Annotated in this window: 14 protein-coding genes; 8 read left to right on the top strand and 6 right to left on the bottom strand. The window is 70.7% G+C overall.

The window, feature by feature from the left end:
* Nucleotides 1-24 precede the first annotated feature (24 nt).
* The 5 genes from G6O69_RS35285 to G6O69_RS35265 are packed head-to-tail and all read right to left on the bottom strand — an operon-like array spanning nucleotide 25 to nucleotide 3724.
* Nucleotides 25-615 (bottom strand): ATP-binding protein, encoded by a 591-nt coding sequence (locus G6O69_RS35285; RefSeq protein WP_172307860.1) that lies wholly within the window; start codon nucleotides 613-615, stop codon nucleotides 25-27.
* Complete coding sequence (locus G6O69_RS35280; RefSeq protein WP_172307859.1) at nucleotides 612-1640, bottom strand: class I SAM-dependent methyltransferase; 1029 nt, start codon at nucleotides 1638-1640, stop codon at nucleotides 612-614. Before G6O69_RS35280 ends, G6O69_RS35285 begins: the two co-directional genes overlap by 4 nt.
* Complete coding sequence (locus tag G6O69_RS35275; RefSeq protein WP_255215961.1) at nucleotides 1637-2680, bottom strand: radical SAM protein; 1044 nt, start codon at nucleotides 2678-2680, stop codon at nucleotides 1637-1639. The genes G6O69_RS35280 and G6O69_RS35275 overlap by 4 nt, the downstream gene beginning before the upstream one ends.
* Nucleotides 2677-3417, bottom strand: a complete 741-nt coding sequence (locus G6O69_RS35270) for a radical SAM protein (protein ID WP_172307858.1) — start codon at nucleotides 3415-3417, stop codon at nucleotides 2677-2679. The genes G6O69_RS35275 and G6O69_RS35270 overlap by 4 nt, the downstream gene beginning before the upstream one ends.
* A gap of 25 nt (nucleotides 3418-3442) precedes the next feature.
* The gene (locus tag G6O69_RS35265) at nucleotides 3443-3724 is read right to left on the bottom strand and encodes a hypothetical protein (RefSeq protein WP_176397270.1); all 282 of its coding nucleotides are present in this window, start codon (nucleotides 3722-3724) and stop codon (nucleotides 3443-3445) included.
* Between G6O69_RS35265 and G6O69_RS35260 the strand changes: the two genes are divergently transcribed.
* The 4 genes from G6O69_RS35260 to G6O69_RS35245 all read left to right on the top strand — a co-directional run bounded on the left by G6O69_RS35260 (nucleotide 3708) and on the right by G6O69_RS35245 (nucleotide 6014).
* Nucleotides 3708-3935, top strand: a complete 228-nt coding sequence (locus G6O69_RS35260; RefSeq protein ID WP_172307856.1) for a hypothetical protein — start codon at nucleotides 3708-3710, stop codon at nucleotides 3933-3935. The genes G6O69_RS35265 and G6O69_RS35260 overlap by 17 nt on opposite strands.
* A 50-nt stretch (nucleotides 3936-3985) precedes the next feature.
* Nucleotides 3986-4294, top strand: coding sequence for a hypothetical protein (locus G6O69_RS35255; RefSeq protein ID WP_172307855.1), 309 nt, complete (start codon nucleotides 3986-3988; stop codon nucleotides 4292-4294).
* Between the two features lie 116 nt (nucleotides 4295-4410).
* The gene (locus G6O69_RS35250; RefSeq protein WP_172307854.1) at nucleotides 4411-5535 is read left to right on the top strand and encodes a tetratricopeptide repeat protein; all 1125 of its coding nucleotides are present in this window, start codon (nucleotides 4411-4413) and stop codon (nucleotides 5533-5535) included.
* Nucleotides 5532-6014, top strand: coding sequence for a hypothetical protein (locus G6O69_RS35245; RefSeq protein ID WP_172307853.1), 483 nt, complete (start codon nucleotides 5532-5534; stop codon nucleotides 6012-6014). The genes G6O69_RS35250 and G6O69_RS35245 overlap by 4 nt, the downstream gene beginning before the upstream one ends.
* Nucleotides 6015-6129: 115 nt before the next feature.
* On the opposite strand, the gene gor is transcribed toward G6O69_RS35245, so the two are convergent.
* On the bottom strand, nucleotides 6130-7494 hold the full coding sequence (gene gor / locus G6O69_RS35240) for a glutathione-disulfide reductase (RefSeq protein ID WP_172307852.1): 1365 nt from the start codon (nucleotides 7492-7494) through the stop codon (nucleotides 6130-6132).
* A 195-nt stretch (nucleotides 7495-7689) separates the two neighbouring features.
* On the opposite strand from gor, the gene G6O69_RS35235 reads away from it, so the two are divergent.
* From G6O69_RS35235 to G6O69_RS35220, 4 genes are all read left to right on the top strand, one after another.
* Nucleotides 7690-7977, top strand: a complete 288-nt coding sequence (locus G6O69_RS35235; protein WP_172307851.1) for a hypothetical protein — start codon at nucleotides 7690-7692, stop codon at nucleotides 7975-7977.
* 31 nt (nucleotides 7978-8008) lie between these two features.
* A complete protein-coding gene (locus G6O69_RS35230; RefSeq protein WP_172307850.1) occupies nucleotides 8009-8983 on the top strand; it encodes a bestrophin family ion channel in 975 nt (324 codons plus the stop codon).
* 221 nt (nucleotides 8984-9204) lie between these two features.
* On the top strand, nucleotides 9205-11631 hold the full coding sequence (locus G6O69_RS35225; protein ID WP_172307849.1) for a hypothetical protein: 2427 nt from the start codon (nucleotides 9205-9207) through the stop codon (nucleotides 11629-11631).
* A gap of 65 nt (nucleotides 11632-11696) precedes the next feature.
* Entirely contained in the window at nucleotides 11697-12665 is a 969-nt protein-coding gene (locus G6O69_RS35220) for a LysR family transcriptional regulator (protein WP_176397269.1), read from the top strand.
* The last annotated feature ends 124 nt before the right edge of the window (nucleotides 12666-12789 follow it).

Genomic DNA, 12789 nt, shown 5'->3' with positions numbered 1-12789 from the left:
GGGGACGCTCGAGTGGCTGGGTGCTCAGCCGCCCGCGAGGGCCGCGAGTAGGGCTTCCGCGCGCGCTTCGACGCTGCCCGGCGGGATCGTCACGAGCGAGAAGCCGGCCGCGCGATAGAGCCGAGCGAGGCGCTGGTTGATCGCCTCGGCCTCGGCGACGCGCTGCGCCTGGGACTTTCCCCAGCGCGGGCGCTGGAGCGCCGGCATGACCTCGAAGAGGACGACCTGGGCGTAGTCGGCGATCGTGGTCCAGGTCGGCCGCGCGCCGTCGTCGGGGCTTTGGGTGTTGCGCAGCAGCATCTCGATCGGGTCGAGGTAGCCGCGTTCGAGCAGGTCGCCCGGCTGGGCGCTGCGCTCGATCTCCCGCTGCGCCTCGAGGACGAGCTCGGCAAACTGCCAGGGTCGGCACATTGGGCAAAAGTGGGCAGGATCGGTGATCCTGAAGAAGCCGCGATCGGGGGGATGGCCGGCGCTGCGATCCCCGATCTCGGCGAGGGCGCGCAGGTGGGCCTCGCCGTGGATGCGCAGGCCGTGGTGCTCGCGCAGCCACTCGAGGGTGGTGGTCTTGCCGCAGTCGAAGGCGCCGGTGACCACGGTGACGGATTTGCGGGTCATCGGGGCGTCCATGTCAGCGACCACAGGCTCCCCGGTCCGCGGCTGAGCGTGGCGTTGGGGGCGGCGGCGGCGGCCTCGACGGCCGCGACCACGCCGGGGTGCTCGGGCGAGAGGTCGTGGCCGGCGAGCACGCCCCCGGGGCGCAGGCGCGGGCGCCAAGCGGCGATGTCTGCCGCGACCGCGGCGTGGTCGTGGGAGCCGTCGAGGAACACGAGGTCGAGCGCTCCGGGGGCGATGGTCGGCGCGACCTCGAGGGAGCACGCCCGACGCAGGTCGACGGCGGCGCCCATGGCCGCGATGTTGGCGAGGAACTCGGCCGCGACGTCGCGGCTGGCGAGGGTCTCTTTGTAGGCCGCGTCGAAGCGATCGCTCGAGCCGAGATAGTGGTCGACGGCGATCAGCCGGGCGCCGAGGCTGGCGCAGAGGGTTGCGATGTAGGAGGTGCTGCGGCCGAGCCAGCAGCCGAGCTCGACGATCACGCCGCGGCTTTGCGGCGCTCGCAAGGCGGCGTCGACCAAGCTGCGATAGGCGCGGCCTTCCTCGGGGGAGAACCACCCGCGCGGCCGCTCGAGCTTGCGAATTGGGATCACCGCGCGCAGGGCCGCTACCTTGTCCGCTGGATCCAAGAAGCGGTACGACTTGGGCCGCAGGGCCTCGAAGCAGGCGGCGGCGTAGACCAGGATCATCGGCGCGGGGATGCCCGGGAGCTTGCGCAGGGAGCTCGAAGCCTCGGGGTCGCCGGCGAGCTCGGTGTCGCGGTTTTCCTGGGGCGTGGTCGCCAAGATCAGGTCTTCGTGGGCGATGCGAGGGTCGTGGCGCCAGCGCTTGTCGCCGGGATAGCCGACGCGGTCGCTGCCCAGGGCGAGCACGCGGGCGAGCTTCTCGTGCTCGCTGGCGCGCAGCAAGATCGCCTCGCCCACGCTGGGGCCGATGGCGTGGCGCTCGAGCGCGGTCTCGATCTCGGCGAGCACGGCCAGGTTGTCGCCAAAGTAAGGCAGCGCCGGGAGCACGGGCGCGGCGTTCACGGTGGCCCCAGCTCGCCGTCCCAAGGTTGCCAGGTCGCGGCCAGGCGGGCGTTGGGGTGGAAGATCAGCTCATGGACGACGCCGGGCATGCTCGCCTTGCTGCGCTCGAGCTGGGCGAGGTCGGCCTCTTCGAAGACCACGTCGATGCCCTGCCATCGCCAGACCTCGACGTAGTAGTAATAGCCGACGATCTGACGCTGAAACGCGAACTCGGGGGACTCGCTGATCTGATCGAGCAGCGGCTCGAGCTGGGCGCGCTTGCGCTCGCTGAAGCGGACCACGAAGTTGTCGGCGACGGTGTCGCGGTCGATGTGCATGAGCTGGCGAAAGATCACGTTGTCGACGCCCAGGGACGCGGCGAAGTCGAGGTACTCGACGATCTTGGCCAGCGAGTCGACGGCGCCCTCGATCAGCACGCAGGACAGGCGGACCCGGCAGTCACCGGCGCGGGCGATGGTGACGACCTCGCGCAGCTGGGCCACGCTCAGGCCGTCTCGAAAGACCATCAGCGAGGCGTTGCGCTCGTGGCTGGGGTGGGCGCGGCTGATGTTGAGGTGCTCGACGCCGCCGGCGACGACGTGGTCGATGATCCGCGCGCCGGCGCGATGGTCGAGCAGGCCCGAGGCGTTGGTGGTCAGCGAGCGTCGCTTGCTGGGGAAGCGGGCGGCGTGCTCGAGGATCCGCGGGAGTCGGGGGTCCTTGCTGGGCTCGCCGCCGGTGATCGAGATCGTCGGGGCGAGCGGGCGCAGGGCCGCGAGCGAGGCGTCGAGGGCCGCGAAGTAGCGCTCGTCGTCGGCCTCGACGCTGCGCTGTTGCTCGAGGGCGCGGCCGCGCGAGGCCGGGCGCAGCTCCTCCACGCAAAAGCGGCAGCGGGCGTTGCAGGTCTGGGCGCTGTAGATTGAAAAGTTGGCGTTGGCGTAGATCTGCGTGGGCTGGCCCCACAGGTTCACGCGCATGGTCCCGCGCGCCGTGCTGTTGGCGCTAAGGTCGAAGGCCGCGCTCTTTTGCCGCCGCCAGCTGGGGTCGAAGCTGGCAGTCATGGCAGCACTCGCATGGCCGCGGAGCGTGCGATGAGGTCGGTGCCGCAGCTGCGGCCGTCGGGGTTGATGAGCGAAAAATTGCTGCCGACCACGAAGGGGCGCTCCCAGTCGCGGTCGTCGGCCATGCCGTAGGCCTGGAGGTGAAACACGTTGGCGAGCGCGAGCAGGCCGGCCTCGCGCACGGCGTCGACGACCCAGGCGTCGCGCCCGGGGGCGTCGGGGCGCAGGCGGACGTTGAGCACGAGCTCGCGCGCGCCGCCGAGGCTGGCCAGGGCCTCGCGCAGCGTGGTCGCGAGGGCGAGCAGGTCGCGGTCGCGGGCGAGCAGGTGGTGATTGACCGAGAGCTTGAGGGTCGCGGGCTCGCCCAGCTTTGCGAGCCAGTCGTCGAGGGCGGGGCGCGAGCGCGGGAGCACCACGCCGTTGGTCACGACGACCAGCTTGGCGCAGCGTGGGTGGGCGCGGGCGAGCTCGACCATCGCCCAGAACTCGGGGTGGATGGTCGGCTCGCCGCCCTCGAGCTGGACCTCGAAGGGGCCCTCGGCGGGCAGGCAGGCCCGAAAGGCGGCGAGATCGAGGAAGCTGCGCCCGGCCGGAGAGGAGTGGGTGCTGCACCACGGGCAGGCGCGGTTGCAGTGGTTGGTCAGCGCCACGTAGACCCGGTGGGGGCGAGCCGCGCTCGGGCGGTCGCGGGGGAGGGCGCCGGTCAGCGTGGGGTTTTGCGGCCTGAGCTCGACCATGGCGGGCGCTGGAGACGATAGCAGCTCACCAGGCCACGGGCTCGCCGGGACCCCAGCCCTGGCGAACCGAGACCGGCGAGAGCAGGCCGTCGCTGCGCGTGCTGTCGGGTTGGCGGCCGCCGCGATGGCAGGGGAGCGAGCTGCCGGCCCCAGGGATGGGCGGCCCGAGCTCGGCGCCCTCGGCGAGGGCCAAGACCAGGCGCGCGACGGCGTCCGCGATGGCTTCCATGCCCGGGAAATTGATCGTCTCGAGCTCGTCGCTGGCCATGTGGTAGTCGAGTCGGCCGACCATGTCGACGTTGACCATCGAGTGCGTAGGCCTGGCGCTCGAGGGCGCGCTCGCCCTCGGGGGTCTCGAACACGAGCAGGTCTTCGCCGCGCTCGAGCGGGCCGGTGACGTTGAAGGGCAGGGCGTAGTCGTCGGACGCGAGGCGCTCCATGTGCTGGCGCAGCTGCGCGCCGTCGATGCCCAGGCTCGCGGCCTGGGAGGGCGCGGCGCTCGACCCCGGGCCGGCTAGCGCGAAGCTCAGGAGGAGGGCGCGGCTGATCACGCGGTAGACTAGCAGCGGTGAGCAGCGACGATGAGTGGCTTTCGGCGGTCCTGGCCGCGGCCCGTAGCGAGGAGGACCAGGCCCTCGAGCGCGCCCGGGCGGAGGCGCTGGCCAAGGGCAAGGAGCCCTTCGACCTCGACCGGCTCTACGCGCTGTGGCCGTGGTGCCCCGACGGGCGGCTCTCGCAGGCGCAGCGCGAGCGCCAGCGGCCGGAGCTGGCGCGCAGCTGGGCCACGGACTACTACCTGCGCCATCCCGAGGTGATGACACTCGAGGACTTTGCGAGCCTGATGCGGGAGCTGCAGAGCCAGGGCGCGTTCGATTGAGGCGAGGTCACGACTCGGTTTCGAAGCGCACGCGGGCCGTATCGGGGCCGCACTGGGTCCAGACTGAGGGAAGATACTCGTGCCCGCGGCGCGGGCGAGGCTGCTACTGTCGGCTCATGCTCGCTCGCGTCGGCCGGCTCTCGCTCGCGGCATGCGTCGCGCTGGTGCTGCTCTCGCCGGCGAAGGCCGCGGCCTGCCTGTGGGATCAGGAGACCTACGCGGCCGAGGCCGAGGCGCTGCCCTGCGTGGTCGATGCGCTCGTCGGGGCTTACATCAAGCACACGGACGCCTACTACGAAAAGCGCATCGAGGCCGCGGACGCCGGCCTGGCCGTCGCGCCCAAGTGGCTCGGCGGCTTCGACATGAAGGCCGTCGCGTTGATCCACCTCGGCCGCCTCGACGAAGCCCGCGAGGTGCTCGAGCGGCGAGCCGCGATCGACCCGGACGGCTACGCGACCCACGCCAACCTCGGGACGCTCTACACCTTCACGGGGGAGTACGCGCGCGCGCTCGAGCACATCGACCGCGCCCTCGAGCTCGAGCCGCAGGCCCACTTTGGGCGCGAGCGGATCCACCGACAGCTCGTCGAATTTCTAGCGAGCCTCGAGGCGGGCGAGGACGTCGGTGAGCGAGACTTTCTCGGCCTCGAGCTGAGCGACGAGCAGCGCTACGAGGGCAGCGTGGCGGCCTACGAGGCCGCCGGCCTCGACGACTCGGTGATCGACGCGCTCGTCGCGATGATCGCCGTCTACGGGGCAGAGAGCATCTCCCACATTCACTACGCCCTCGCCAACGCGCTCGCGCTGCGCGGCGAGCGACGCCTGGCCCACAGCGCCTACGAGCGCGCCGCGGAGCTTCGCCACCCGCTGCGGGCCAAGTTCTCGCCGTGGCGCGAGGCCCTCGAGCAGCGCTTCATCAGCGAGCGCTACGGGCCCAAGCCCAAGCTGCGAGAGGGCTGCTATCTGCCCCTCGACAAGTACTTCGCGGCGCTGCGGCGGCGGGCTGGGAAGTACCGCAAGGCCTACGCGCGGTGGGAGGAGAAGGCGGTCGCGGACGGCCTGCCGGTGTGGACGCGGGCGGGGCTCGACGCGATCTACGAGCAGCGCGGCGCCATCGAGATCGAGGTCATCGGCGCCTACCCCAGCTACCACCCGCGCTGTCCAGCGCCCGGCGTGATCCGCTCCGCGGGCCAGGAGCCCTACGAGGGGCAGGAGGAAGAATGCATGGAGGTCGAGGAGTGAGGGTCTTTTTGGGTGTCACGGTGCTGGTGCTCGGCTGCGGCCTCGGCTGCATGACCCGCTCGCACGAGCAGGGGGCGGAGGGGGGAGACGACGCGTCGCGGCCGGCTCCGGCGAGCGCAGGGGCGACGGCCGAGCCGGGAGCGGACTCGTCGGGAGCGGCCGAAGCAGACGCGGGCGAGCAGGAGGCGCAGGAGCAGGGCTCGGCGCCCGCGGGTCCGAGCGCCGAAGCGCGGGCCTGGGTGGAGGCCGCAGAGGCTGTCGCCAGCGCCTATGAAGGCGAAGGCGAAGCCGAAGCCGCCAAGCAAGCGCCGAGCTGCGAGGAGGTCGCCGCGCGCCTCGAGTCCGCCAGCGATGCGTTGGCGACTCTGGCTGGAGCGAGCGACGCGGTCGCCGTCGAGGTCCAAGGTGATGCGCAGCTCGGGCCGCGGCTGGAGCGGGCGATGGCGCGCGTCGTCTCGGGCCGGTTGCGCTGCCCCTAGGCGCCGCGCTGGGTTTCACTACGGGCTCCTAGGCGCCCAGACGCGACGCGAGGGCGCAGACTCGACGAGTCGGCGCCCTCGCAGCCCGCGAACGAGGGGGCGGGATGGGACAGGCTCAGTCCGTGTCGGGCACGGGGAAGCGCATGGTCACGAACTCCTCGGCCGCCGAGGGGTGGATGCCCATGGTGCGATCGAAGTCGCGCTTGGTCGCCCCGCACTTGAGGGCGATCGCCAGGCCCTGGATGATCTCCGGCGCGTCTTCGCCGACCATGTGGGCCCCGAGCACGACGCCGCTGGGCTTGTCGACCACGAGCTTGCAGGTGATCCGCTCGGCGCGGCCGGAGAGCGTGGCCTTCATCGGCCGAAAGCGCGTGCAGTAGACCTCGACGGACTCGTGGCGCTCGCGGGCCTCCTGCTCGGTCAGGCCCACGGTGGCCACGGGCGGGCGCGAGAACACGGCGGTGGGGATGTTGTCGCGCTCGGTGATCAGCGGCTTGCGGTTGAACAGGGTCTCGGCCAGGGCGCGGCCCTCCGCGATCGCCACCGGGGTGAGGTTGATGCGGTGGGTGACGTCGCCGATCGCGTAGATGTTGGGCACCGCGGTCCGGTTGCGCTCGTCGACGACGATGGCCGCGTCGCGCCGGGTCTCGATGCCGACCATCTCGAGGCCCAGGCCGGCGCTCGCGGGCTTGCGGCCGGTGGCGTAGAGCAGCGCGTCGGTCTCGTGGAACTCGTCGTGGTCGAGGAGCAGGCTCAGCGAGCCGTCGCTGCGCTCGTCGATGCTGCGGACCCGGACCTCGGTGAGGATCTCGACCCCGCGGGCGTTCATCTCCTCGGCCAGGCGCTCGCGGATCTCGTCGTCGAAGCCGCGCAGCACGTTGTCGCCGCGCAGGAGCATGGTGACCTTGGCGCCGGCGGCGTTGAAGATGCCCGCGAACTCGACCCCGATGTAGCCGCCGCCGACGATGGTCACGCGCTTGGGCAGCTCGGGCAGCTCGAGGGCCTCGTTGGAGGTGATCGCCAGGTCGATGCCGGGGATGTCGGGGAGCTCGGGCCAGCCGCCGGTGGCGATCAGGATGTACTTGGCGGTGTAGCGCTTGTCGCCGACCTCGACGGTGTGGGCGTCGATCAGCTTGCCGCGACCCTCGATCAGCTCGACCTTGGAGTCGCGCAGCAGGCGACGATAGATCTGCTCGAGGCGGTCGAGCTCGGCCTCCTTGGCGGCCATGAGCTTGGGCCAGTCGAGCTTGGGCTCGGGCACGGACCAGCCGAAGCCGGCCGCGTCGGCGAAGTGCTCGGCGAAGCTGGCCGCGTAGACGAGCAGCTTCTTGGGCACGCAGCCGCGCATGACGCAGGTCCCGCCCACGCGCGAGCCCTCGCAGATCGCAACCTTGGCCCCGTACTCGCCGGCGCGCCGGCTGGCCGCGACGCCGCCCGAGCCGGCGCCAATGGTGAAGAGATCGAAGTCGAATTCCGGCACGCGGCAGGTGTAGCAGGGCTGACAGCGGGGCGCGAGGGCGGTCGCGGCGGCCTGCCCCTGTCCCAGCTCGGGCAGCTCGGGCAGCTCGGGCAGCTCGGGCAGCTCGGCTGGCTCGCCCCGCGTGGGGTTGTTAGGGTTCGCCCGCCCAGCTCGCCCCGCGAGCGCCCGGGATCACCCGACCGACCGAAAACCGCCATGGAGAGCCTCGCCCGCCTCGCGATCGTCGCGCTGCCCTTCGCGGTGCTGCTGCTCCTGCTCGGCCTCGGGCTGATCATCCACGTGCTCGCCAGCGAGGGCCGCTCGCGCAGCGCCTCGCTCTCGCGGGTGGTCGGCGGCCTCAACCTCGGGCTGATCTTGCCCCTGGGCGCGGTCGCCTGGGCCAGCGAGACCACCGACGTGCGCCTGATGTTCATGTTCGTGGCGCTCGTGTTCGCGCTCTTGGGGTTCATGGGCCTGCGGGTGCCCCGGCGCTTCGTGGATTGAGGCCGCCGCTTTGAGGTAGCTTGTCCGCGCCATGATCATCATCGACCGGCGCTCCTGGCTCGCCCAGGTGTTCATGTTCAAGGGCACCACGTTGACCGTGATCTGGAAGCGGGTCGCGGTCTCGATGGCCGTCGCCATCGGCGTGACCTGGACGTCCCAGCACGTGCCCGAGTTTCACCCCAAGCTCACGCACCTGCCCTTCACGCTGATCGGCCTGGCGCTGTCGATCTTCCTCGGTTTCCGCAACAACACCGGCTACGACCGGTTCTGGGAGGGGCGCAAGCTGTGGGGGCGCATGGTCAACGTCTCGCGCAGCTTCACGCGCCAGCTGCTCACGCTGATCGGCCCGCGGATGATCGACGCCCAGGGCGACCACGAGCTCGCGGCCGAGGAGCGCGAGCAGGTCGAGGCCGTGCGCGGCGAGCTGGTCCACGCGCTGATCGCCTACGTCCACGCCTTTCGCCACCATCTGCGCGACGAAGACTCCCTCGACGAGCTGCGCGGGCTGATCCCCGACGAGCTGCGCGCCAGCCTGATCGACGAGTACAACCGCCCGGTGGCGATCCTCCAGTGGTTGGGCGACCGCCTGCGCTGGCTCTACGACCGCGGCTGGGTCCACCCCATGCACCTGCCGGCGCTCGAGGACAGCCTGACCGAGATGACCTCGGTCCAGGGCGCCTGCGAGCGCATCAAGTCGACGCCGATCCCCGCCAGCTACACCGTGCTGATCCACCGGATCGTGCTGCTCTACTGCGTGGGCCTGCCCTTCGGCATCGTCGATCAGGTCGGCGCGTGGACGCCGGTGGTCGTGGGCCTGGTCGCCTACGCTTTTTATGGCCTCGACTCCGTGGGCACGGAGATCGAAAACCCCTTTGGCAAGGACCCCAACGACCTCCCGCTGACCACGCTGTCACGGATGATCGAGGTCAACTTGCGCCAGCGCCTGGGCGAAGATCGCAGCGCCTTGCCCGAGCTGCTCGAGCCCGACGACGGGATTCTTCAGTAGCCGGTGCGCCGTGAGTGGGGCATCGTGCCCCACCTCTCGGGCAGTCGAGCGGAAACGACCAAGGCGCCCTGAGCCGCAGCTAGTGTGCGCTCCAGGGCGTTTTTTTGACGATCCATCGACGAGACCGATGGCGGCCCGGGGTCCGGTATCGGTCTCGTCGATGTGAGCGATTGATGGCGTCTAGTGGTCGCAACGCCGGCGGCCCTGAACACTCCATCGAAATGCGTCGCTGGATCGACACGAGCTTACCCATACTTTTTCTCTCGGCCCTCCTGCCGGCCTGTCAGACCGACGAGCCCGGCGAGGACGACGACACCGGGACCTCCGATACGGGGGACACCACCACCGGCGATACGGGTGAAACCGACACTGGCGAGACCGGCGGAGAAGAGCTGCTGTTCTTCCCCGGGGCGACCAAGGGCGGTCCAATCGCGGCCTCGCCCGACGGCACCCGCCTGGCGGTGGTCAACTCTGGGAGCGGCGAGCTGACGATCTTCTCGCTGCCTGGCCTCACGGAAGAGGCGCGCCTGGTGCTCGGCGGTGAACCGGAGTCGGTGTCCTTCTCGCCCGAGAGCGACGCGATCTTCGTGGTCCTGCGCGAGGAGGGCACGGTCGCCCGCATCGGTGGGTTGGACACCGGCCCCACCCTCGAGAACAAGGTCACGGTCGGGGCCGAGCCCGGCCGCGCGGCGCTCTCGGCCGCGGGCACGACCTTGTGGGTCCCGCTGTGGGCCGAGGGCTACGTGATCGCGGTGGACACCGAGAGCATGCAGATCACCCAGGAGATCGAGACGGGGGGATCGCCCTACGCGGTCTGCGTGACCAACGACCTCGACGCCGAAGAGGGCGACGAGACCGTGTTCGTGACCGACTTCTACGGCGTGGCCGCCGGCGGCCGCGAGGCGACCGACAACGCCCGCGAGGGCCGGGTGTTCACGATCACCGGCGAGGGCGAGCTCGGCGAGCTGCGCCTGCCCGCGCTGACCAGCTCGGGCACGGCGGGCTTCGAGTCGACGGGGGCCTACCCCAACCAGCTCTACTCGTGCGCGATCAACAAGGGCACGCTCTACGTGAGCAGCGTCGGCGCCTCGCCGGCCTCCTTCGAGGGCGGGACCGACTTCCACCAAAACCTCCAGGGCCTCGTGCACCGGGTGGACGTCGAGAGCCTCACCCCCGAGTCCCAGCCCATCGACCTCAACGGCCTGGTCGACGAGCTCGACGCGCCCAAGCGTTTCATCCCGATCCCCACGGACATCGCCTTCGCCGACAACACCGAGTTCGCCTACTTCTCCTCGCTGAGCTCCGACAGCGTGCTGCGTGTGGACTTCTCGGCCAACCCGATCAAGGCCGGCTCGCTCTCCGGGGCCAGCTTCCTGGGCGCGAGCCGCTCGCCCATGGGCGTGGCGATCTCGAGCACCAACATGTACACGGCCAACGAGGTCGCGCGCAGCATCTCCCACATCGACCTGGCCGAGCAGGAGACCGTGACCGCCGACATCAGCTCGGCGAGCTCACCGAGCGACGCCGCGGGCATCGAGGCCCTCCAGGGCCAGCGCTTCTTCAACACCGGCCTGGGTCGGTGGTCGGCCAACGGCTGGGTGAGCTGCGCTGGTTGCCACCCCTTTGGGACCACCGACAACGTGACCTGGTCCTTCCCCGCGGGCCCGCGCCAGACCGTGGACACCTCGGCGAGCTTCAACGCCGGCGGGACCGAGCAGCGGATCTTGAACTGGACGGCGATCTTCGACGAGATCCATGACTTCGAGCTCAACACTCGCGGAGTCGCCGGGGGCACCGGCGCGATCGTCAGCGACACCGCGCTCAACGACAACGGCTCGCCGAACGCCGAGGTCCGCATCGACATCGTCGGTGAGGGCGGCGTCGCCGACCCGATCAACGCCTTCAACCGCGGCTCGGCCCGCGGCGCGGCGCTGACCGGGGCCACGCCCGACGACTGGGACGCGATCGAGACCTACATCGCTAGCTTGCGCTCGCCCAAGGCGCCCACGCGCCTCGACGGGGATCCCCTCGCGGGCCGCACGGTGTTCGACGACGGCGGCTGCGACAACTGCCACAGCGGCTCGCTGTGGACGATCTCGCGGCGCAGCTACACCCCGGCCTTCAACGCCAACGACGGCAGCGACCTCGACGAGCGCGCGCTGACCTTGCTCGAGGCCGGCGTGTCCTCGACCGGTGACGTGCGCGCGGATCAGCTCACGAGCACCGATGTCAGCGAGCTGACCGTGCTCGCCAACGATCAAAACGGGGCGCCCGCGCGCCACGTCTGCGTGTCGCGGATTGTCGGGACCTTCGATGTCGACGGTCCGGCCAGCCACGGCGCCGAGGAGCTGCGCCAAAACGGCGCGACCGCCCAGGGCGCCGACGGCTACAACGTGCCCTCGCTGCTCGGCGTGGGCCAGGGCGCTCCCTACCTGCACAACGGCTCGGCCGAGAGCCTCGAGGAGCTGCTCGATCCCAGCGGGGACTTCACCGCCCACCTGCGGGCGGGCAACCAGGTGTTCGGGCCGACGGATGAGCAGCTCGCGGATCTGATCGCCTTTGTCAAGGCGATCGACGACGACACCGAGACCTTCGCGGTCGACTCCGATCAGGACTTCTGTCCGAGCAACGTGCCGCAGCAGCAGTGAAGTCGTGACGCTGCGGCGAGCTGAGCTCTCGTAACGTGGGGGGAAAGAGCACCAGGCGGCGGTCGGTGCCGGTCGCACCGACCGCCGCCTTGGGGCATGATGGCCAGGCAATGGACCTGGTTCATCTGCGCTACTTCCGCGTGATCGCGGAGGTCGGCAACCTGACCGCAGCGGCGAAGCAGCTCGGCGTGGCCCAGTCCACGCTCACGGCGGCGGTCAAACGCCTCGAGGAGCACCTCGAGAGCAAGCTCCTGCTCCGAAACCCGCGCGGCGTGACGGTCACGCCCACCGGCCGAGCCCTGGCGACCTCCGCCTGCGAGATCCTCGGGATGGTCGACGAGATGGAGGAGCGGATCCGCGGGCTCGAGTGCGGCGACGCGGGCGAGTTCGTGATCGGCTGCCACGAGTCGCTGGGTGCCTACTTCTTGCCGGCGTTCATGAGCGCCTTCTTGGCAGCCAGCCCCGGCATCGAGATCCGCGTGTGGAACGGGACGTCGGCGGGAGTGCGCGAGGCGGTCATCGATCGCCGCGTGCACTTTGGGTTGATCGTCAACCCGCTGCCCCACGACGAGCTGGTGATGGTCGAGGCCTTCCGCGACGCCGTGGCCTTGGTCGGCCGCGTCGACGGCCTGGCCGCGCCCGGCAGCCGCGAAGAGATCGAGTCCAGGCTCCGCAACTCGCCGTTGATCTACGCCGGGCGCGTGGACCAGTGCCAGCAGATCGTCGACACCTTGCGCGGGATGGACCTGCTGCCCGAGCGGCTGCTGACCACCGGCGACCTCGAGCTTGCCAAGACCCTGGTGCTCGCGGGCCTGGGCGTGGGGATCCTGCCGCGGCGCGTGGCCAACTACGGCCACGAGGGCGAGCTCGTGGTGATGCACCCCGAGCTCCCGCAGATCCCCGATCGCATCTTGCTGTGCTTTCGCGCCGACGCTCACCGGACGGCGGCGTGGCGGCGGACCAAGCAGGCCCTGCTCGCCCACGCCGAGCGCATCGCGCCCATCCCAGGCGAGCGCGGGGAGCCGGGCGCGTAGGAGCCCGTGGTGAAACCCAACACGACACCTCGCTTGTTCTTTTCGCCGAGGGCTTTGTCGCCAAAACTTGCAGTACGCCCGGTACAGCGGCGTTTTGGCTTCGCGCCCTCGACGAAAAACCCGG

This window comes from Pseudenhygromyxa sp. WMMC2535, assembly GCF_011083025.2.
Note: the sequence above shows the minus strand (reverse complement) of the source record. Positions and strands in the feature narration are given on the sequence as shown.